Annotated in this window: 18 protein-coding genes; 3 read left to right on the top strand and 15 right to left on the bottom strand. The window is 49.5% G+C overall.

Features of this window, described 5'->3' with window-relative positions; all coding sequences use genetic code 11:
• Window positions 1–152 precede the first annotated feature (152 nt).
• The 4 genes from ACEN86_RS04920 to ACEN86_RS04905 form a co-directional block, all read right to left on the bottom strand.
• The gene (locus tag ACEN86_RS04920; protein WP_495633240.1) at window positions 153–1,697 is read right to left on the bottom strand and encodes a methyl-accepting chemotaxis protein; all 1,545 of its coding nucleotides are present in this window, start codon (window positions 1,695–1,697) and stop codon (window positions 153–155) included.
• A gap of 148 nt (window positions 1,698–1,845) precedes the next feature.
• A complete protein-coding gene (locus ACEN86_RS04915) occupies window positions 1,846–2,520 on the bottom strand; it encodes a sulfite oxidase-like oxidoreductase (protein ID WP_495633239.1) in 675 nt (224 codons plus the stop codon).
• 36 nt (window positions 2,521–2,556) lie between these two features.
• Complete coding sequence (locus ACEN86_RS04910; RefSeq protein WP_495633238.1) at window positions 2,557–3,321, bottom strand: SDR family NAD(P)-dependent oxidoreductase; 765 nt, start codon at window positions 3,319–3,321, stop codon at window positions 2,557–2,559.
• Between the two features lie 25 nt (window positions 3,322–3,346).
• Window positions 3,347–4,240: a DUF8580 domain-containing lipoprotein gene (locus ACEN86_RS04905; protein ID WP_495633237.1), complete on the bottom strand. Its 894-nt coding sequence runs from the start codon at window positions 4,238–4,240 to the stop codon at window positions 3,347–3,349.
• 119 nt (window positions 4,241–4,359) lie between these two features.
• Between ACEN86_RS04905 and ACEN86_RS04900 the strand changes: the two genes are divergently transcribed.
• On the top strand, window positions 4,360–5,124 hold the full coding sequence (locus ACEN86_RS04900; RefSeq protein WP_495633236.1) for a MerR family transcriptional regulator: 765 nt from the start codon (window positions 4,360–4,362) through the stop codon (window positions 5,122–5,124).
• Window positions 5,125–5,209: 85 nt separating this feature from the next.
• Here the strand turns inward: ACEN86_RS04900 and ACEN86_RS04895 are convergent, their stop codons facing one another.
• A complete protein-coding gene (locus ACEN86_RS04895; protein ID WP_495633235.1) occupies window positions 5,210–6,616 on the bottom strand; it encodes an aldehyde dehydrogenase in 1,407 nt (468 codons plus the stop codon).
• A 17-nt stretch (window positions 6,617–6,633) separates the two neighbouring features.
• Window positions 6,634–7,392: an exodeoxyribonuclease III gene (locus ACEN86_RS04890; protein ID WP_495633234.1), complete on the bottom strand. Its 759-nt coding sequence runs from the start codon at window positions 7,390–7,392 to the stop codon at window positions 6,634–6,636.
• Window positions 7,393–7,535: 143 nt separating this feature from the next.
• Here ACEN86_RS04890 and ACEN86_RS04885 point away from each other — a divergent pair, with 143 nt between their 5' ends.
• Entirely contained in the window at window positions 7,536–9,254 is a 1,719-nt protein-coding gene (locus ACEN86_RS04885) for a methyl-accepting chemotaxis protein (RefSeq protein WP_495633233.1), read from the top strand.
• Window positions 9,255–9,387: 133 nt separating this feature from the next.
• On the opposite strand, the gene thrC is transcribed toward ACEN86_RS04885, so the two are convergent.
• Both thrC and ACEN86_RS04875 read right to left on the bottom strand, forming a co-directional pair.
• The gene (thrC, locus tag ACEN86_RS04880; protein ID WP_495633232.1) at window positions 9,388–10,788 is read right to left on the bottom strand and encodes a threonine synthase; all 1,401 of its coding nucleotides are present in this window, start codon (window positions 10,786–10,788) and stop codon (window positions 9,388–9,390) included.
• Window positions 10,789–10,982: 194 nt separating this feature from the next.
• A complete protein-coding gene (locus tag ACEN86_RS04875; RefSeq protein ID WP_495633231.1) occupies window positions 10,983–11,147 on the bottom strand; it encodes a hypothetical protein in 165 nt (54 codons plus the stop codon).
• A gap of 407 nt (window positions 11,148–11,554) precedes the next feature.
• Here ACEN86_RS04875 and ACEN86_RS04870 point away from each other — a divergent pair, with 407 nt between their 5' ends.
• Window positions 11,555–13,246, top strand: coding sequence for a methyl-accepting chemotaxis protein (locus tag ACEN86_RS04870; protein WP_495633230.1), 1,692 nt, complete (start codon window positions 11,555–11,557; stop codon window positions 13,244–13,246).
• Between the two features lie 57 nt (window positions 13,247–13,303).
• On the opposite strand, the gene ACEN86_RS04865 is transcribed toward ACEN86_RS04870, so the two are convergent.
• The 7 genes from ACEN86_RS04865 to deoR all read right to left on the bottom strand — a co-directional run bounded on the left by ACEN86_RS04865 (window position 13,304) and on the right by deoR (window position 20,341).
• Entirely contained in the window at window positions 13,304–14,605 is a 1,302-nt protein-coding gene (locus ACEN86_RS04865; RefSeq protein ID WP_495633229.1) for a pyrimidine-nucleoside phosphorylase, read from the bottom strand.
• 44 nt (window positions 14,606–14,649) lie between these two features.
• Window positions 14,650–15,360, bottom strand: coding sequence for a purine-nucleoside phosphorylase (deoD, locus tag ACEN86_RS04860; protein ID WP_495633228.1), 711 nt, complete (start codon window positions 15,358–15,360; stop codon window positions 14,650–14,652).
• A gap of 285 nt (window positions 15,361–15,645) precedes the next feature.
• Window positions 15,646–16,824 (bottom strand): phosphopentomutase, encoded by a 1,179-nt coding sequence (gene deoB / locus ACEN86_RS04855; protein WP_495633227.1) that lies wholly within the window; start codon window positions 16,822–16,824, stop codon window positions 15,646–15,648.
• 26 nt (window positions 16,825–16,850) lie between these two features.
• Window positions 16,851–18,029: a NupC/NupG family nucleoside CNT transporter gene (locus ACEN86_RS04850; RefSeq protein WP_495633226.1), complete on the bottom strand. Its 1,179-nt coding sequence runs from the start codon at window positions 18,027–18,029 to the stop codon at window positions 16,851–16,853.
• 86 nt (window positions 18,030–18,115) lie between these two features.
• On the bottom strand, window positions 18,116–18,514 hold the full coding sequence (locus tag ACEN86_RS04845; RefSeq protein WP_495633225.1) for a cytidine deaminase: 399 nt from the start codon (window positions 18,512–18,514) through the stop codon (window positions 18,116–18,118).
• A gap of 34 nt (window positions 18,515–18,548) precedes the next feature.
• A complete protein-coding gene (gene deoC / locus ACEN86_RS04840; protein WP_495633224.1) occupies window positions 18,549–19,214 on the bottom strand; it encodes a deoxyribose-phosphate aldolase in 666 nt (221 codons plus the stop codon).
• Window positions 19,215–19,405: 191 nt separating this feature from the next.
• A complete protein-coding gene (deoR, locus tag ACEN86_RS04835) occupies window positions 19,406–20,341 on the bottom strand; it encodes a DNA-binding transcriptional repressor DeoR (protein ID WP_495633223.1) in 936 nt (311 codons plus the stop codon).
• Window positions 20,342–20,379: the final 38 nt, after the last annotated feature.

Genomic DNA, 20,379 nt, shown 5'->3' with positions numbered 1-20,379 from the left:
GTTATCATGTACAATAGCGTACTAAGGTTTAGACCAGTCTTCCGTATCTGTATAAGTTCCAACCGTAAAAAACCAGGAGCGTTGGCAGCAAAACCTAAAAAGCCTGTCTTCTGCATACACGCAGAAACAGGCTTTTTTCACTTCCACAAGCTTTACGCAGATACTTTACTGTTCTGAAGCTCGGAAGCTCCTTCCACCTGGGCAGGATCAGATTTCTTATTCCCATCCTGAGAATTGGAGGAATAGTAATTATCGTTAACCAGTCGGTTCAGACCGAGAATCAGCTGCTCCAATTCGACGAAGCCGTCTACCATTTCATGAGTCAGATTGCGCTGCAGTTCCATGCTGGCCAGAATCTGCTCTGCTGCAGCACTGGACTCCTCAGTTACACTGGAGATCTCTGACACTTCGCTAACTACCTTGCTGGACGATTCCTTCATCGTAAAGGAACTGTTCTCGATGTTCACCGCCTGATTCAGAACCTGCTGCGTATTGTCGTTAATGGTACGGAATACTTCATCGGCAGTCCGGACAGAGCTTCTTCCTTCGTCCAGAGACTCCCGGATCACTCCGAAGCGTTCAGTTATGGACTGGGAGCGAAGCTTCAGGTCTGCTAGAATATTGGCGATTTCTACTACGGATTGACCCGAGTGCTCAGCCAGCTTTCTAACTTCACCGGATACTACCGCAAAACCTCTCCCATGCTCTCCGGCGCGCGCAGCTTCGATCGCTGCATTCAAAGCCAGCAGATTCGTCTGGTTGGAAATCTCGGAGATCCCCTCCAGAATATCGGACATCGCTTCACTTTCCTCGTTGAACGCCTTCATCTCCAACGCGGTTGTCATAATTACTTCGTATAGATCTTTCATCTGAGTATTGAGATGATCCATCTTCGTACTTCCGACTTCCGTAATCGAAGCCATATGTGCCGAGAGTTCCTTCATCTCCTTGGAATGGGACGCAACTTCCTGGATATGAAGATCGGATATCGAAAGGGAATCGGAAATTTCCGAGACACTGGTTGCCTGAAATTCCACACCCTTGGCCACTTCGTTAAATCCTGCGGTGACATCGTTCGTGATGGATCCTGTCTCTGTGACTTTCTTCTTCATCTGATCCGTAAAGTTATAGAGGACAGATGCGGCCTCTTTTACACTATCGAGCATGGTCTCGACTTTCATTCTGGATTGTTCTACTTCAATTCCGCGTACTTCACTCTCTTTGAAGAGCCTCAGATTAAGGTTGGAGACTAACCAAAGAATAAAGCCGGTAATAGCGGCCATGCCCACGTTGATGATATTTCCGATTAAATCTTCCTTGGTAGAAGCAGGAACCAGAAATAGCTGAAGAATATTATTGGCCAGCGCCACGGTAAAGCCAGTGGCAGAAAACTGGTTGTTAGGATACAGCAGCAGCAAAGAGCCTACAAGTAAGCCCAGTAAAGGATTAACCTGGCCCCAGCCAACGTATACAATCGTAATACTCACCATGCCCGTAATCAGCCACGGCACCAAGTGGATATGCTTTTTTCTCACATTGGCATATACCAGCCAGCCGGTGAAGAGCGCAGATACCAGGCTGCTGATCAATAGAGCCGGCACCAGAAAGCTCAGCCCCACACCCACTACGGTAATGACGCCCACCATGACGGTGATCAGTTTATTTCTTTTCCAAATAATTTCGTCCTTACGATTCACACTTATCCCGTCCTTTTAGCCAAATACAATGATAAGGAGTATATCGGACAAATTTCGACAAAATATTATATCCATCACATAAAAACAGGGTGAATTCGGATATAAAAGAAGCCGAACAGCGAAATCGCTGTCCGGCCTATTGTATAGATCAATCATACTCGTTGTATTCCCATTCGCCTTCCGGCATTTCATACTCATCCGAGGAGAAGCGCTGCTCCTGGAACGGGTCGGCCGTGTTATGGAAGCCATGACTTTCCCAGAAGCCCTTCCGGTCTTCCTTCATGAATTCGATGCCCCGGACCCACTTGGCGCTTTTCCAGAAATATAAGTGGGGAACGACCAGCCGCAGAGGGAAGCCGTGCTTCGCCGTCAAGGGCTTGTCGTCATAACTGAAAGCAAGCAGGACGTCTTCCTGCAGCAAATCCTCCAGCCGCAGGTTAGTCTCATAATTCGTATCCGCATGAATCATAACATACTTGGCCTCTGGCAGAACCCGCAGTTCTTTCATGAAGTCTCCAAACTTCACGCCCTCCCAGCGGGTATCGAATTTGGACCACCGGGTCACACAGTGGATATCGCTTTCGGACTTCGATTGCGGCAGGGATTTGAGTTCATCCAGGCTGAATACCCGCTCTTCCTCCACTTCACCAAATACACGCAGCGTCCAACTGTTCAGATCATATTCTGGTACCGGACCTTCGTGCAGAATCGGGAACTTCTCGGTCAAAGTCTGTCCGGGAGGCAATCGACTGGGCTTGGAGGACTCCATATGATGCGGGTCCCGGACTTTGGCTGCTTTCAGCCGATCGGCTTTGTCATGCATGGGGTCAAGCCTCCCTCTTCTCAGAGTCAAAATCAATCAGATAGACGGCATTACATTCCCGCCTGAGACCGGCACGTAAGCACCTGTAATAAAGCTTGCCAGATCCGAAGCCAGGAATGCCACTACATTGGCAATCTCCTGATCCGTCCCGCGCCGCTTAAGTGGAACCGATTGCTCGTAGGATTCGCTGTGCTCCGTGTTGTTATTCCGGTCACGCTCACTAATTGTCCAGCCCGGCGCGACCTGATTCACCGTAATCTGATGCTCCCCGATCTCTTTGGCCAGCACACGGTAGACGCCATCCATCCCCCGCTTGCCTGCCACATAGGCGGACTGGGTAGGGAAGTTCTGCATGGAACATTCTGTATTAATCGCGACAATGCGGCCGCCCTGCTGCTGAATCATATGGGGAACAAAGGCTTTAGACAAGTGGACTGCCTGCAGCACGGTCGAGTTGAACTGGTCCAGATAGTCTGCGGGATCCTGCTCAAGCACAGTGGTCCAGCTATATTGGGAGACCGCATTCGCTACGACGATATCGGGCAGCTTGAACCCACTTTGAATGGTATCTCTCATCTGAAGAACAGAATCCAGGCTGGAAATATCAGCGGAAATGACATAGGCCTTGCGGCCAAGCTGCTCTACCTCCTGCCGAACGGCTTCTGCTTTCGCCTGATTGCTGAAATAATGAATAATAATATCAGCCCCGCTCTGGGCAAGTGTACGTGCCATTACCCGGCCAAGCTCTCCACTCGCCCCTGTGATCAGAGCTGTTTTGCCTGCCAAATCAATAGAAATCATGCAATCCCTCCATTATCCCAACATCTCATTCATTCTCAATCGTACTCAGCGCCGCAAAAGCAAGAGGGCCAAATCCCTCAGATGGCTCCCCTTGGGGCATATCTACGTGAAAAATGTAGCCGCTGCCATCAAGCTCTTTCACAATAAACTCATACGTAGCCGACTTTCCCGAAGAGAGCAGGAACAGCTTGGCATCCCGCATGGACGGGGTGATCTCTTCTCCTGTCAGCTTAGTCACCTTACCATGCGGTTCAAGCTCCTTCCGGCCCTCAGCCTCTATCTTATCAAGATTAAGGTCAGAAGACAGCTTCTCGATTCTTACCGCATAGTTCTTATCGATGTTCATATAGAGAAGTCCAGCCTTCGGATCGAACGTGAACTGCTCCGGAATGTACATAGAATACCCTTCACCCTTTACAAGCGAAGCTGTCCGCTGCTCTGTGTTCCCTTCCACGGTCACTTCCAGCTTCCCGGTCTGCGGACGTTCCTTGGCGGCTGATCCTCCTGAACCGGATGCTCCGCCAGATGCGGTCTTCGTAATCTCGGTCAGCACCAGCTGCTGTGCCCCCGAATTACCTTCTATCGCTTTCTCCTCATATTTAAAGCTTACTTGGTCTCCCTGCTGCAAGCCCGAGGCAGCTTGATCCATCCCTTCTCCCAATTGAAAAGCGGCAGCGTTACCGTCCATAATAATCTCAACGGTATGAGGGTCTGCCAGCCCCGTGAATGTTCCCGTGCCTTCCTTCATCACATTCTCTTTAGGCTGATCTTCCGGCTTCTTGGCCGGCTCATTCTGTGTAGTATCCGCCTGTGCCTGCCCGGGTGCAGGCTGTGTGGACTTCTCATTACTGCAGGCGGCCAAAGCAAGCACCATGATCATCGCCAGCAGAGCGGAAGCCATTTTCAAATTTTTCGTCATGTTCATAACACCTCCGTATAATTAAACGTAGAACTCCCCTGCCAGGTTGCATTGCAAAATAGATATTGACCTTCACGTTACGTTAAGGCGTACAGTTAAATTGTCAGGAGGGACGCAGAGTGGAATATACCATACAAAAGCTCGGTCAGCTGGCCGGGATCAGTACCCGAACGCTCCGCTACTATGATGAAATTGGCCTTCTTAAGCCGGGTAGAATCAACTCATCCGGTTATCGGATCTACGGGCAGAGTGAGGTTGACAGACTTCAGCATATTCTATTTTACAGAGAACTAGGACTTAGTCTGGAACTCATCCGGGAGATGATGAATGCCGCTTCATTTGATGGAGCAGGGACACTCCGGGAACATCTGAAGCAGCTCCTTGGCAAAAGAAAACAGCTGGATCTTCTCATCGCCAATGTGGAGAAGACGATTGCTGCCCACGAAGGGAGAATGGTTATGACAGACCAAGAGAAATTTGAAGGCTTCAAGCAGAAGCTCATTGATGACAATGAGCAGCAATACGGACAGGAAATCCGGGCAAAATATGGGGATGATGTGATTGATCAATCTAACAGAAAGCTGAAGAACATGTCACAGGCTGAGCACGAGGCATTCACTTCTCTTACCGATGAGCTGTATTCCACTTTGGCTGAAGCCTTCAAGACAGGCGATCCCAAGGGGGCGCTGGCTCAGAAAGCGGCAGATCTGCATCGGCAGTGGCTGACCTACCACTGGACTCAGTACAGCAAGGAAGCTCATGCGGGGCTCGCTCAAATGTATGTGGATGACGAACGCTTCAAAGCGCATTATGACGAGAAGCAGCCCGGTACGGCTGAGTTCTTGAGAGATGCCATTCTTGTCTACACAGGGATCAGGCAGTAACAAGGGAATAGCCTATCAAAACCAATAAGGGCAGTATCTTGAGATCTCTGATCAGCCATGAGAGCTCAGAATACTGCCCTGCTTGTTATTTCAGCAGCTTCTTGATTATGCGTAGTGCATTCTTGGAAGACGGGTAACGGAAAGTGAAGTCGAAGCGATTGGTCTGAATAAGTACGCTTTTCTCATGTGAAAAGGTCTTGAAGCTTTCTAGGCCGTGGTAACTTCCCATTCCACTATCCCCCACGCCTCCGAAAGGCAGATAAGGCGTCGCCAGATGCATCAAGGTATCGTTAATCGTCCCTCCGCCGAAGGATAGGGACTGAATTACCTGATTCTGAATCGCCTTGCTTTGACTGAACAAATATAGAGCGAGCGGCTTGGGGTGACTGCGAACTGAGGCCATCATTTCCTGCAGATCCTCATACTCCAGCACCGGGAACACCGGGCCAAATATCTCCTCTTTCATGACTGGCATATCCCAGGTTACCTGATCCAGCACAGTAGGCTCAATCTTAAGGCTCTCCTCATCCGACCCGCCCCCCATCACCACTTGTCCATTCTGCAGGAACTTAACCAGCCGATCAAAATGCCGCCGGCTTACAATCCGGCCGTAATCCGGATGGCTGAGCGGATGCTCTCCGTAAAAGTCACGAACTACTTGGCGCATTTCCCTCAGCAGCGGTTCCTTCACCTTCTTATGAACCCACAGATAATCCGGTGCAACGCAGGTCTGGCCTGCATTGGTGAATTTGCCAAAGACGATTCTTCTTGCCGCAAGCGGGATATCTGCATCCTCATGCACGATACAAGGGCTCTTGCCCCCAAGCTCCAGGGTCACCGGGGTAAGCTGCTTCGCAGCGGCTTCCATCACAATCCGCCCTACACTTACACTGCCGGTGAAGAAGATATAATCAAATTTATGCTTAAGCAGACGGGTGCTTACCTCTACGCCTCCTTCAACTACGGCAACATGCTCCTCCTGAAACACTTCAGCCAGGATGCGTCTAAGCAGAGCCGAGACCGACGGGGTCAGCTCCGAGGGCTTAAGCACGACGGTATTCCCCGCTGCAATAGCACCAATTAGAGGAGAGATGGCGAGCTGAAAGGGATAGTTCCATGGCGCAATGATGAGCGCCGTACCATACGGTTCCGGGACGATCAGGCCTTTAGAGCCCACGTGTGTCAGCGCTGTTCTCACCTTGCGGGGCTTCACCCATCGGGTAAGGCGCTTGCATATATGTCTAATCTCCTCCAGCACAATCCCGAGTTCTGTACTATAGGCTTCCAGCTCTGACTTGTTCAGATCCTGCCGAAGCGCATTCATGATCTCGGCTTCACTCGATTTGAGCACATCTCTAAGGCGGGTCAGGATGGCCAGCCTGATCTTCACGCTGCGGGTGTGGCCCTCGTCGTAATAAAGCTTTTGCCTGGTCAGTAAATCCTGAATGTCTGATTCTGAAGCTTCGTTATTCACGTCCATCCCCTCTTCCATGGATATAATCTCCGGTGCTAGTCATTTGACAGAAGCAGTACAACCGGACAATGGTCACTTCCCATAATATGAGCATCAATTCGCGCATCCGCAAGCCTGGGCTTCAGTCTCGACGAGGCCAGAAAATAATCGATACGCCAGCCGACATTTCTCTCTCTAACTTTGGGCATATTGGACCACCAGCTGTATGCGTCCGCCTTGTCCGGATAGAAGTAACGGAAAGTATCGACAAATCCGGCATCCAGCAGCCGCGTCATCTTCTCCCTCTCCTCCGGCGTGAAGCCTGAATTATTGCGGTTGCCCTTTGCATTCTTGAGGTCAATCTCCTGGTGGGCCACATTCATGTCCCCGCACACAATGACCGGCTTCAGCTTATCAAGCTCCTCTAGATAGTGTCTGAACCGGTCTTCCCACTCCAGCCGGTAATCCAGCCTAGCCAGATCACGCTTGGCATTCGGCGTATAGACATTCACCAAGTAGAATGATTCATATTCAAGCGTAAGCACACGACCCTCCGGCTCATGATCCTCTTCCAGACCATATCTAACGGAGAGCGGCTTTATTTTGGTAAATACCGCAGTGCCTGAATAGCCCTTCTTCTCGGCATAATTCCAATACTGCTCATATCTGCCGTTATGATCAAGCTCGATCTGACCCTCCTGCAGCTTGATCTCCTGAACACAAAATATATCCGCATCTTCAGCGTCAAAATAATCCTGAAACCCTTTATTTACACAGGCTCTCAGCCCGTTCACATTCCACGATACCAGCTTCATATATTCTCCCCTACCCACTAGGTAATTTAACCCATATTTCACAAACCGCTCAAATCATCTTTAGGAACAGCCTACATTATACGATATATAGAGAACAAAGACTTGAAATCTTTTAGACACCGAGAGGAAAGAAGGCTGCAAGAATGAGGTTTATTGTGAATCAGAAGGTTTCTGCCAAAATCATGGGCTTAATCGGCCTATCTACGATTTTTATGTGTCTGATCGGCCTATCAGGCTATTATTACCTGGACAAAATCAATAACCATGCCAAACAAATGTATACGCACAACATGGTGCCGAACGAATTGATTAATCAGATCATTACGAACAATGCCCAGATCAACACCCTGCAGCTGGAGCTCATGATGCCCGTTAATCAGAATGAGGCGAAGCAGAAAGAGATCAGCGGCGAGATTCAAAAGATAATTTCAAGCAGCATCGCCGCCCAGAAGCAGATTGAGGGAATCGGCCTGACACCGGAAGCCAAGCAGCTCTACACCAGCTTCAAAGGCAGGATCGGGGCAAGCAACCAGGCCCGGGATGCCATGCTGAGCAAGCTGGCCGCCAATCAGATTGATGAGGCATATAAGGTCTTCGACTCTCAGCTGATGCCGATTCGGACCGATATCATGAACACGCTCACCCAGATCAAGGAACTGAACCAGAATGCCGCAGCCGCTCTGAACGAAAGCAATAAGAATGATGCTGCAGACAGCAAGCGTAACTCGATTATTCTGCTGATTGCTTCCATTTTGATCTGCGGAGCGATCAGCCTGATCTTGTCCAGGATGATCATCAAGCCACTGGATAAGCTGAAATCCCTCATGGTAGAGGCCCAGAACGGAAACTTAGCTGTGAGCGGCTCCTACATCTCCAAAGATGAAATCGGCGTATTGACGAAGGGCTTCAATGACATGATAGACAGTCTTCGGGAGATTATCTCCAAGATCGGCATGCATGCTGAAATGCTCTCGGCAAGTTCAGAGGAACTGCTTGCCAGCTCCAAGCAGACCAGTGAAGCAAGCGGACATATCGCGGCAGAAATCCAGGAGGTGGCTGAAGGGTCAGACATCCAGTTAGGCAGCTCCAAAGAATGCAGCCGGGCTATGGAGGAAGTTGCCACAGGGATCCACCGGGTAGCGGAGTCCGCAGCCGATGTCTCGAATATCTCGCAGTACACGACAGATCAGGCGCGTCTCGGCGGAGATCAAATCAAGGTTGTCAGCAGCCAGCTCGACTCCATATTGGAGACGTCCCGTTCTTCAGAGGCGGTAATCCGCAAGCTTGATGAGCATTCCCAAGAGATCGGCAACATTGTGGATATAATCAAGGGCATCTCCGGCCAGATCAACCTGTTGGCCCTGAATGCTTCCATTGAAGCGGCCCGGGCCGGGGAACACGGCAGAGGATTTGCCGTAGTAGCTCAGGAGGTGCGCAAGCTGGCCGAGCAGTCCAATCAATCATCAGAACAAATCTCCGCCATTATTACGGAGATCCAGACGTCTACCGTAGAAGCCGTCAAGATGATGGAGAAAGAGAAGTCCGAGATCCACTTGGGTCTTGAAGGCATGGAGGAAGCGAAGCTGATCTTCAACCAAATTATCAAATCGATCCAGGAAGTGAATCAGCAGCTTGAAGAGGTATCTGCCGCTTCTGAACAAATCTCTGCGAGCTCCGAGGAGGTCAGCTCCTCCCTGCAGACTACCGAGGAGATTGCAGCCGCTTCATTCACCAGGACCCAGAGCGTGGCTGCTGCCTCTGAGCAGCAGCAGGCTACTATGAAAGAGGTTGAAGAAGCTGTGCATTCTTTAACCGTTATGGCCGCAGAGCTCCAGGGCCTCTCTACCCGATTCCGGCTGTAATCACAAGTCGCCGCTTAACGGACTAGAGTATCCATTCTGATCGATCGGATAACTTGAATGTACACAACAAAAAAACCTTCGATGCCGCCTCAAGAGTGAGCATCGAAGGTTTTTGCTAATATGGCATCAGGCTTTACTTGTCCCCGTAAAATGTCTCCAGTTCACGAACAATTGCATCCTGATCATAGTCTACGACTTGCTGATACTGAGGCTTGGTCAAGAGCGCGGAAATCTCCTCAGGGAACTTCTGCTCAATCATACACAAGCCGATGGCTTCATCAAATTTGGCCGGATGCGCGGTAGCAAAGGTAATCGTCACCTCATCCTCTTCACTGCATTCCTGATAAGCAGCGATTCCGCAAGCGGTATGCGGATCCAGCAGGTAATCATACTTCTTATTATACTCGCCGATATATTGGAGGCACTCATCATTGGAAGCTCCATAGGCAGCAAAATCATTCTGTACACGGAGCAGAAGCTCCGGACTTACCACAATCCTGCCTTCAGTCTGCAGCTGCTTCATATACTCGGACACCTTCTCCACATTCTCGTCCAGAAGGTAATACAAATATCTCTCAAAGTTGCTTGCAACCTGGATGTCCATAGACGGGCTGTGCGTGCTCTTGAAATCGCCCGGCTTGTATTCTCCTGTACGCACAAAACGCTCCAGAATGTTATTCTCATTCGTGGCAATAATCAGCTTGTGAACAGGCAGTCCCATTCTCTTGGCCAGGAAGCCGGAGAAAATATTGCCGAAGTTCCCTGAAGGCACACTGATGTTAACCTTCTTGGACGCTCTGGCCTCCTCATCAATATGGAAGTAAGCATAGAAGTAATACACAGTCTGAGCCAGAATACGCACGAAATTGATGGAGTTGATGGCACGCAGATGGTGCTTCGCCTTGAAACCAAGATCTGCGAACAGATCCTTGATGACTTTCTGGCAGTCATCGAAATTTCCTTTGACCGAAAGATTCAGCACATTCTCATCATTTACCGTGGTCATCTGAAGTTCCTGGATCTTGCTTACCTTCTGGTGAGGATGCAGAATACAGATCTTGATCCCCTCCTTGCCCCGAACACCTTGAATGGCAGCCGCTCCTGTATCCCCGGAGGTAGCTCCAAGAATATGAATAATCTCATTCTGTTTCTTCGAGACATAAGAATAGAACTCACCCATAAATTGAAGGGCTACATCCTTAAAGGCAAAGGTAGGTCCATGGAACAGCTCCAGGATATAGAGAGAATCGCTGATCTTCTTAACCGGAGTCACTTCAGGTGTACGGAAGCTGGCGTAGCTCCGCTTGACCATTGCCTTAAGATCTTCCGCTGGAATCTCATCATTAATGTATAAGGAGAAAATACGCTGGAACAATTCCTCATAGCTGAGGCTCTTCCATTCCTCCAGGGTCCTAGGGGAGATTGCCGGAATCTCGGCAGGAATCATAAGTCCTCCGTCATCAGCCAGCCCCATCAGCACAGTATCAATAAAACCTTTGGGTGCAACCTGCCCCCGTGTACTTACATATTGCATAATTGGCCTCCAAAAGTGAAATTTGATTATGTCTATATTAACCTTTCGGGGAGCCGCAACCAAGTACTATTTTTGAAAAAGCAGTTAAAAGAAGAAAAAGGCTCAATCTCTGAATTACCAGGATTGAACCTATCTTCGTGATCTCTATGTATTGATCTTCTTTGCTGTTATGTTATGTCGGCGTCCTAAACAGCCTATTTTCTCAGTCCTGAATTGGGTGAACCCATTTTCTGGCTCAAAATCTCTTTGAAGCTGCTTGCGCTGTCATTCATGTTATCTTTCTTCTGTATGTTCAGGTTCTGAGGTCTATATGGCTGATAGTAATTATATGCCATGGATTGGTGTACAGTAAGATTCATAATGGTTCCTCCTCCACTTTCGACAATTCCCGGGATATCTTATAGGACTAGTGCGCCCGCTAATTTGTCCGCAATTATCTTGATTTCGTTATTACAATACCCGAATCCGATATAACGTAAACACTTTTTTCGATAATAGGGAGTAAAGGGCTAGGGATTATGGCCATAAAAGAAATGATTTGTGACCTGTGGGATATCTTATGCGAAAAAAGGGCTAGATAGGCTTCCCAAAGGAATGGGACCTTACTTTTTCTGTAAGCGCTTAATATTGAGGACCAGAGACTTAACATGAAATAGGCGAATAGTCAGAGAAAAAAATCACAGTGTCGAACCTGCCACAGGAGGTTTTTAGCGGATATTGTCGAATATTATCCTAACTATAATTTATGGCAGAATAGAGGAATGTTATGAAAATTCGAAACAAACTGTTAGTGTCTTTTAGTGTAGTTATTGCCCTTCTTATCTTGATCTCAGCACTATCCGTCTATCAAATGAAACGGTCGCAGATAGAGGAACAGGAGTCTTCCGGGGATGCCAAATTCAGATACACTCTCAAAGCGCTCCAATACAGTCTAACGGGGTTATCTAACGACGAACGCGCTTATCTATTAACTGGAGATAAGAAATTCCCAGCTGAAATGGCTGTGAAAAATAAGACCGTACAGGAACATTTCATCACCCTTAAAGCCAAGCCGGGTCTGGATAATGCGTATCTGAAGGTTCTTGCTGAACTAGAACAGGATTATGATACTTATGCCGGAGCAAGCCAGCGTGTCTTGGCCAGTGTGAGTGCAGGAAAATCTGCCGAGGCTGTCAGTATTCACTTCAATGAAGAACGCCAAGTTCGCAAACAATTAGAGTCTTCCCTTAGCCAGCTTATCAGCAAAGTCGATAAAGAAACCGCTGAGAACAACCTTGCAAGGCAAAGAGAGAATCGGCAGCAGGAGCTCCTCGTGCTAATCATATGCGGGGCTGCCATAATTATTGCCTGGTTCATCGCTTGGCTTATCGCCCGCTCGATCACCAAGCCTATGAGAGTCATTAACCAGCAGATGAGAGAGATCGCTAAAGGACACGGGGATTTGAGCCGTGAGATTCAGCTGCAATCCAAGGATGAGCTGGCTGAAATGGCAGCTTCTTATAATGAAATGATCCGCAATCTGCGTTCGATTCTTATTCAAGCCAAAGATACGGCTATTCAGGCAGCTGCCGCTTCAGAACAGTTAACGGCAAGTGCAGAGCATACGACAAAAGCAACCGAGTATATTGTGGAATCCACCCAGCAGATCGTGACCAGTGCCGATCGCGAGCAGACTTACGTAGCCCAAGCTGTAAATGGCATTCAGCAAATCTCTGAGGGTATCCAGAACGTCAAGGATCGCAATCAAGAAGTATCCGGATTATCTGCATCTTCACTTGAGTCCTCAACTCAGGGATCCTCGGCCATACAGGACATGGTAATCGAAATGCACGATATTCAGGAGACGGTGCAGCAAGCGGCCTCCGTTATACAATCCCTTGGTGACCGTTCCCAGCAAATCAACGGGATCACCCGTATGATTACCGAACTCGCCAACCGGACAAATATGCTGTCACTTAACGCAGGGATTGAAGCAGCAAGAGCAGGTGAACAAGGGAAAGGGTTCGCGGTGGTAGCCGGAGAGGTTCGGCAGTTGGCCACACAGTCGCAGGAATCGGCGCAGCAGATCAATGAGCTCATTCAAGCCATTGTCACAGATACCGATAAAGCCGTAATCGCGATGCACACAGGTACCGGGAAAGTTGCACAGGGACTTACAAAAACGATTGAGATGGGCCGCATGTTCCAGGCAATCGAAGCTCAGGCAGCCGAGGTGTCCGCGCAGGTCGGTGAGACTGCAGACACGATTCAGAAGCTGTCTTCGGGAAGCCAGCAGTTAGTCAGCTTCATGGAGGAGGTCTCCAAATCCAGTGAGGAGGTCGTGGCGGCCAGTCAGAACAATTCGGCTTCCACCGAAGAACAGCTGGCCAGTATGGAGCAAATCGCTTCCTCTGCTCATGAGCTTTCCAGACTAGCAGAAGATCTGCATGGTGTCCTCTCGAGATTTAAGTTGAACTAAAATTGTTATAGGAAACGCAAAAAGGGGCCGTCTCTAAGACGGCCCCTTTCGAATTTACTATTCAGTCACTAAATCATGTATCAACCGGGGAGCTTCGGCTTGCTCCGCAATTCGGATATTCGCATAGATTAATTCCATGACCTCATCTACCTGTTCACGGTTCGCATGGATTGTAACCAGAGACTCTCCGGCTTTGACCTGATCCCCAATCTTCTTGTTGAGCATCAGACCTACGGCCAGATCGATCTCGGATTCCTTGGTTGCGCGTCCTGCCCCAAGCAGCATCGCAGCCGTACCGATTTCATCGGCCACAATTTCTGCCACTACACCATCGGTCTTGGCTGGAACTTCGATCAGATAAGCCGCCTGCGGAAGCTTATCGGGATGATCCACGATCGAAGCGTCTCCGCCCTGATTCGCAATGAACTCTTTGAACTTCTCAAGCGCCTTGCCGTTCTTGATCACTTCCTTGAGCTTCTCCTCCGCTTCTTCCAGCGAAGAGGCCTTGCCTGCCAGATAGACCATCTGACGGCCAAGCGCCAGACAGAGCTCCTCAAGATCCTGAGGTCCGGTCCCCTTCAGGGTATCGATGGCTTCCTTCACTTCCAGGGAGTTCCCGATGGCAAAGCCCAGAGGCTGGCTCATATCGGAGATGACCGCCATCGTTCTGCGGCCGACATTGTTGCCTATGCTGACCATGGCATGAGCAAGCGCCTTGGCATCCTCGGCGGTCTTCATGAACGCTCCCGCTCCCGTCTTCACATCAAGCACGATCGCGTCCGAACCCGCGGCAATCTTCTTGCTCATAATCGAGCTTGCAATCAGCGGGATAGAGTCCACGGTAGCCGTAACATCCCGCAGTGCATACAGCTTCTTGTCTGCCGGTGTAATGTTGCCGGTCTGCCCGATTACAGCAATCTTGTGATTGTTCACAAGATTCGTGAATTCTTCCTTCGTGATCTCCACGTGGAAGCCGCTAATAGCCTCCAGCTTATCAATGGTACCTCCGGTATGTCCAAGCCCGCGGCCGGACATCTTCGCTACCGGAATATCAAGCGCTGCAACCAGAGGAGCGAGCACAAGCGTTGTCGTATCGCCAACCCCGCCTGTTGAATGCTTATCAACTTTGATACCCTCGATGCCGGACAAGTCAATGGTCTCACCGGAGTTCACCATCGCCATAGTCAGATCGGCCCGTTCACGATCATTCATATCCCTGAAGAAGATGGCCATCGCCAGCGCGCTGACTTGATAATCGGGGATCTCCCCCTTGGTGTAGCCTCCGATAATGAAGTTGATCTCTTCTGTCGTCAGTTCCTGTCCGTCGCGCTTCTTCTCGATCAAATCGACCATTCTCATACCTACACTCTCCTCACTGGATCTACAGTTGCTCTAACGATAAGTTACAGGGTAATTGCGGTATCCAAAGCAACCTCAAGCATCTCGTTGAAAGTGGTCTGGCGCTCTTCCGATGTAGTCTCCTCTCCGGTGAGAAGATGATCGCTTACAGTAAGGATAGTCAGCGCATTTACTCCGAATTTGGCTGCTAGTGTGTAGAGTGCCGTGGTCTCCATCTCCACCGCCAGAACCCCATAATCCATCAGCTTTTGGGTGATGGATTTGTCATCCCGGTAGAACATGTCGGAGCTGAAGATGTTACCGACATGAAGCTGAAGGCCCTTCTCCACGGCACGGTCGTAAGCTGCTTTGAGCAGCGGGAAGCTCGCAACGGGAGCGAAGTCATATCCTCCACCGAACACATTGCGGTTCATACTGGAATCTGTGGACGAGGCCTGGGCAAGAATGACATCACGCACACGGATATTTTGCTGCATGGCACCGCAGGTTCCCACACGAATCAGATTCTTCACGCCGTATTCGCTGATTAATTCATTCACATATATGCTAATCGAAGGCACGCCCATACCGGTTCCCTGCACGGAAATGCGTTGTCCCTTATATGTTCCGGTGAACCCAAGCATACCCCGCACCTGATTGTAGCAGGTCACGTCCTCAAGATAGGTATCGGCAATATACTTGGCCCGGAGCGGATCACCCGGCAGTAGAATAGTCTCGGCGACATCGCCTTTACTTGCGTTAATATGAACACTCATGTGTGAATCCTCCTAAGTAAAATAATCTAAATAAGTTAACCTATATATGACTGTTATGTAGGTACGGTCGTAACTACGGAGAATGCTTGGACTTTCGGTCGCTGTTGTCCCCAGATTTCTTGATTTATACCGCGGTGCGGATAAAATCCGGGGACAAAGAGCTTATGCTTCCGATGCAGCTTTCTTTCAGAAAGCTTGTAGGCGATCGCTTTCGCTCCTACAGTTCCAAGCTTCCCCTTCATTACGCCTCCCTGTATGTCAATTTTTTGACTACGTCATGTATAATTATTTCAAATCGGCCAGGAAGCTGGTTCCATGGTCCGGCAGCTTAACGCCAAAGTTCTCGGCTACGGTTGCGCCAATATCGGCGAAGGTGCTGCGCAGCGGGAGTGCGCCACCTCCATTAAATTTCGGTGAGTAGACCAGAAGCGGAACATACTCCCGGGTGTGATCGGTTCCCCGGTACGTAGGGTCATTACCATGGTCTGCGGTAATGATCAGCAGGTCCTCATCGGTCAGCTTCTCAAGAACTTCCGGCAATCTTGCATCATAATCTTCAAGCGCCTTCGCATAGCCTTGCGGATCACGTCGGTGACCGTACAGCGCGTCGAAGTCAACCAGATTGAGGAAGCTGATCCCGGTGAACGGCTCATCCAGCACTTCCACCAGCTTATCCATCCCGTCCATATTGGACACGGTGCGGACCGACTTCGTTACCCCTTCCCCGTCGTAAATATCGGAGATTTTACCTAGGGCAATTACATCCAGGCCAGCATCCTTAAGCTCATTCATGGTCGTGCGGCCGAACGGCTTCAGCGCGTAGTCATGCCGGTTCGCAGTCCGGGTGAAATTCCCGGGCTCTCCTACGAATGGACGGGCAATGATCCGCCCCAGCATGTAGGGGTCATCCAAAGTAATTTCACGGCAGAACTCACAGATCTCATACAGTTCCTTAAGCGGAACTACATCTTCGTGGGCTGCAATCTGGAGCACCGAATCCGCTGAAGTATAGACGATCAGGGCCCCAGTCTTCACGTGTTCTTCTCCAAGCTCGTCAATAATTTCCGTTCCGCTGGCCGGCTTGTTCCCGATCACCTTGCGGCCTGTTTTCTCTTCAATGCGCTGGATCAGCTCATCGGGGAATCCATGCTCGAATACACGAAAGGGAGTCCCGATATACAGACCCATGATCTCCCAGTGTCCGGTCATCGTATCTTTTCCGCTGGAGGCCTCCTGCATTTTCGTATAGTAAGCCAAAGGCTTGTCCGCCTTGGGTACACCCTTCACTTCCTTGATGTTGGACAGACCCAGCTTGGCCATATTCGGCATGGTTAGACCCCCGGTCGCCTCGGCGATATGTCCGAAGGTATCCACATCGAAGTCATCGAACTTCGCTGCATCCGGAGCTTCTCCTATTCCCACAGAGTCCATCACGATTACGTGAATTCTTTTAAATTCAGCCATATTAACGGCTCCTCTCACCTTATATCTTAAATGAACAACCCTGCAACCGTGGCCGACAGTACACTGACCATCGTTGCTCCGTATAACAGCTTCAAGCCAAACCTGGCTACCACATTGCCCTGCTTCTCGTGCAGTCCTTTTACAGCTCCCGCAATAATTCCTATAGAAGAGAAGTTCGCGAAAGAAACCAGGAATACGGACACAATACCTACAGTATGTGCAGATAGCGCTGTATGCTTGCCCAGGTCCAGCATGGCCACGAATTCATTCGAGACCATCTTGGTTGCCATAATGCTGCCCGCCTCTACAGCTTCCCTCCAAGGTACACCCATTACATAAGCAAACGGTGCAAATACATAACCCAGCAGCTCCTGAAAAGAGATCCCGAAGAGCCCGCTGAAAATGCCGTTAATGAGCGCAATGAGGGCAACGAATCCAATCAGCATCGCTGCAACGGTAATGGCGACTTTGAAGCCATCCATAATATACTCACCCAGCATCTCGAAGAATGATTGCTTCTCCTCATCTTGAACTTCAAGTATATCCTCTTCAGCTGTTACGGTATAAGGGTTAATGATTGAGGCGATAATGAACCCGCCGAACAGGTTAAGCACAAGTGCAGTAACCACGTACTTCGGGTTAATCATGGTCATATAAGCACCTACAATCGACATCGATACTGTAGACATGGCAGAGGCACATAACGTGTACAGACGGTGCTTTGGCAGCAGACCGATCTGTTTTTTCACAGAAATGAACACCTCAGATTGTCCAAGTATAGCCGAGGCCACAGCGTTGTAGGATTCCAGTTTACCCATTCCATTTACTTTACTCAAGATGAGTCCAATGTATTTAATGACAAAAGGCAAAACTCTCGTGTACTGCAAAATCCCGATCAGTGCAGATATAAAAATGATCGGCAGGAGCACCGACAGGAAGAATGGCATCTGTCCTTCATTCGCCATTCCCCCGAACACGAAATTCACACCTTCTGAAGCATAGCCCAGCAAATGATCAAATACGGAGGCGAAGCCCCTGATCATGAACTCCCCAACCCCAGTATTCAGCAGCAAAAATGCGAACAAGGCCTGCAGCACGATCATCAGAGCAATCGGCCTGAACCTTATTTTCTTCCGGTCCTGACTGACCAGGTAGGTTAATGCCAATACGATAAGAATCCCAAGTACAGCTATTGCGTATTTCATGATGTCTGCTCCCGTTACTGTGATGTCATCTCTAGTTGTTCCTTAAGCGCTTTCACTTTAAAGCAAAAAAGAATAATCCCGAAGGATTAATTCTTTTTGTCCATGTCTTCTGCCTGAAATGCCCCAGGAAGGAGGCGTTCCATGGTCCATTCCTCGGTATCTCCATTAAGGTTCGTCAAATAGATCTTGGTATCCTTGTCACAAAATTCAGCCATCACCTGACGGCAGGCTCCGCAAGGAGATACCGGACCTTCGGTATCGGCCACAACGGCTATCGCTTCGATTCTCTGGTTCCCTTCTGATACCGCCTTGAAAATGGCTGTCCGCTCGGCACAGTTGGTCAGTCCAAAGGATGCGTTCTCGATATTGCAGCCCCTATATACTTGTCCGCCGCTTAGCACGGCAGCACCTACCTGGAATTTCGAATAGGGAACATAGGCCATCGTCCGTGCCTGGGTCGCTTCTTGAATCAGCTGATCTTTCATCGGAATTTCCTCCTTCTGGTGGGTTGGCAGCAGATTAATAGGATGATGTGGATTGTCCACCTTCCATGATCTTCACACCAGAGCTTGCTCCAATCCGTGTCGCTCCGGCTTCTACCATTTTGTTCATATCTTCAAGGCTGCGTACGCCGCCAGATGCCTTGACTCCTACCTGATCGCCTACCGTACGGCGCATGAGGGCAACATCCTCTGGTGTCGCTCCGCCGGTAGAGAAGCCTGTCGAGGTCTTGACGAAGTCAGCCCCTGCTCGTACGGCAAGCTCAGAAGCCTTAACCTTCTCTTCATCGGTCAGCAGACTGGTCTCAATAATGACTTTAACCAACGCTTGTCCGGCTGCCGCCTCTACAACCGCCTTGATATCCTGCTCCACAAGTGTGTGGTCTCCATCCTTAAGGGCCCCAATGTTAATGACCATGTCCACTTCACCGGCGCCATTCTGGATTGCATTAGCAGCTTCAAAAGCTTTGACCGCCGAAGTAGTTGCCCCAAGCGGAAACCCGATTACCGTACATACTTTAACGGAAGTGCCCGCCAGCTGCTCTGCACAGTAGGCTACCCAGGTTGGATTCACACACACAGAGGCGAACTCGTATTTCTTCGCTTCCTCGGTAAGTTTGGTGATCTCTGCCTTAGTGGCATCTGCACGCAGCAGGGTATGGTCAATCAGTGCAGCTACATTCATATCATCCATCTCCTTTGGGGGAACATTATATTCACTTAGAAATCTTGTTCAATACGTCATCATTTCATAGTTATCTTAGCATGCTGGTGAACATACGTAAACGTTATTATGAAATTATGTTCACGCTTCTTCTCTCTTTATTATGGTCTTAAAAGCATAAAAAAATCTGCCGTAATCCTACGGCAGATCCTTCATATTAATAAAGCTTGTGCGGTGAACTGATCCGTCACCAGAATATTGGCGTATCCTCCGGTAAGCGCCGCCCGAATGGCTTCAATCTTGCGATGCCCGCCGGCGACCAGGATCGATTTCTCCTTACGCCTAAGATCGGCAAGGTCAATGCCAACCGTGCGCTGATTAATGTCTTCACTGACAATATGACCTTCGGTGTCAAAGAATCGGGAGCAGATGTCTCCAATCCCTCTGTATTCAAGCAGCTGCTGCTCTTCTTTGTTGAAATATCCAAGCCGGAACAGCAGGGCATCATCCTTGACCGTCCCCACAGTGAAGACGGCGATGTTGGCCTGTCTGCCCAGCTCGATAATCCGCTGGATATGTCTATCCGCTTCAACCATCTGCTTGACCGCCGTATTATCAAAGATAACCGGGAGGGGCAAATACCGGGCAGCCGTATGAAACGCCTCGGCAAATAAATTAACGGTCTCTACCGCGAACGTATTCACATGGGAATGGCTGACGCCGCCTTTTAGCTGAACCACCTCTACGCCCTTGACCTGCTTGGGCCGAAGGTTCTGGGCAACCTCATACATCGTCGTTCCCCAAGTGACGCCGATAATATCTGTATCCTGCACATTCTCATACAGATATTCAGCCGCCTTCTTGCTAATCTGCTTCTGTATCTCCTGGTACTCATTAAGTGGAGAATAACTGACAAGCACAAGATCCAGATTGTATTTCTTCCTCAGCCGGTCCCCCAGCACATCCAGATCTTCCAGGGGATCGACAATATCGATCCTTACATAACCCTGATCCTTCGCATACTGGAGCAGCCTCGAAATAGTCGGACGGGAGACGCCAAGCCTTGTGGCGATATCCTGCTGACTATAATCAGAGAGATAATAGAGCCTGGCAGCCTCGATACTCAGCCTTTGCTTCTCATCTTCCATGGGTCTCCCTCCTCTGCATTCTATATAAAAGTTGAAGT

The organism is Paenibacillus sp. Paensp111 (genome assembly GCF_059492195.1).
Note: the sequence above shows the minus strand (reverse complement) of the source record. Positions and strands in the feature narration are given on the sequence as shown.

Excerpts from the sequence above, each read along its gene's own strand:
- ACEN86_RS04915 (WP_495633239.1), bottom strand. The coding sequence starts at position 2,520 with ATGCATGACAAAGCCGATCGGCTGAAAGCAGCCAAAGTCCGGGACCCG.
- ACEN86_RS04910 (WP_495633238.1), bottom strand. The coding sequence starts at position 3,321 with ATGATTTCTATTGATTTGGCAGGCAAAACAGCTCTGATCACAGGGGCG.
- ACEN86_RS04905 (WP_495633237.1), bottom strand. The coding sequence starts at position 4,240 with ATGACGAAAAATTTGAAAATGGCTTCCGCTCTGCTGGCGATGATCATG.
- ACEN86_RS04895 (WP_495633235.1), bottom strand. The coding sequence starts at position 6,616 with ATGGAAGAGGGGATGGACGTGAATAACGAAGCTTCAGAATCAGACATT.
- ACEN86_RS04890 (WP_495633234.1), bottom strand. The coding sequence starts at position 7,392 with ATGAAGCTGGTATCGTGGAATGTGAACGGGCTGAGAGCCTGTGTAAAT.
- ACEN86_RS04885 (WP_495633233.1), top strand. The coding sequence starts at position 7,536 with ATGAGGTTTATTGTGAATCAGAAGGTTTCTGCCAAAATCATGGGCTTA.
- thrC (WP_495633232.1), bottom strand. The coding sequence starts at position 10,788 with ATGCAATATGTAAGTACACGGGGGCAGGTTGCACCCAAAGGTTTTATT.
- ACEN86_RS04875 (WP_495633231.1), bottom strand. The coding sequence starts at position 11,147 with ATGAATCTTACTGTACACCAATCCATGGCATATAATTACTATCAGCCA.
- ACEN86_RS04870 (WP_495633230.1), top strand. The coding sequence starts at position 11,555 with ATGAAAATTCGAAACAAACTGTTAGTGTCTTTTAGTGTAGTTATTGCC.
- ACEN86_RS04865 (WP_495633229.1), bottom strand. The coding sequence starts at position 14,605 with ATGAGAATGGTCGATTTGATCGAGAAGAAGCGCGACGGACAGGAACTG.
- deoD (WP_495633228.1), bottom strand. The coding sequence starts at position 15,360 with ATGAGTGTTCATATTAACGCAAGTAAAGGCGATGTCGCCGAGACTATT.
- deoB (WP_495633227.1), bottom strand. The coding sequence starts at position 16,824 with ATGGCTGAATTTAAAAGAATTCACGTAATCGTGATGGACTCTGTGGGA.
- ACEN86_RS04850 (WP_495633226.1), bottom strand. The coding sequence starts at position 18,029 with ATGAAATACGCAATAGCTGTACTTGGGATTCTTATCGTATTGGCATTA.
- ACEN86_RS04845 (WP_495633225.1), bottom strand. The coding sequence starts at position 18,514 with ATGAAAGATCAGCTGATTCAAGAAGCGACCCAGGCACGGACGATGGCC.
- deoC (WP_495633224.1), bottom strand. The coding sequence starts at position 19,214 with ATGAATGTAGCTGCACTGATTGACCATACCCTGCTGCGTGCAGATGCC.
- deoR (WP_495633223.1), bottom strand. The coding sequence starts at position 20,341 with ATGGAAGATGAGAAGCAAAGGCTGAGTATCGAGGCTGCCAGGCTCTAT.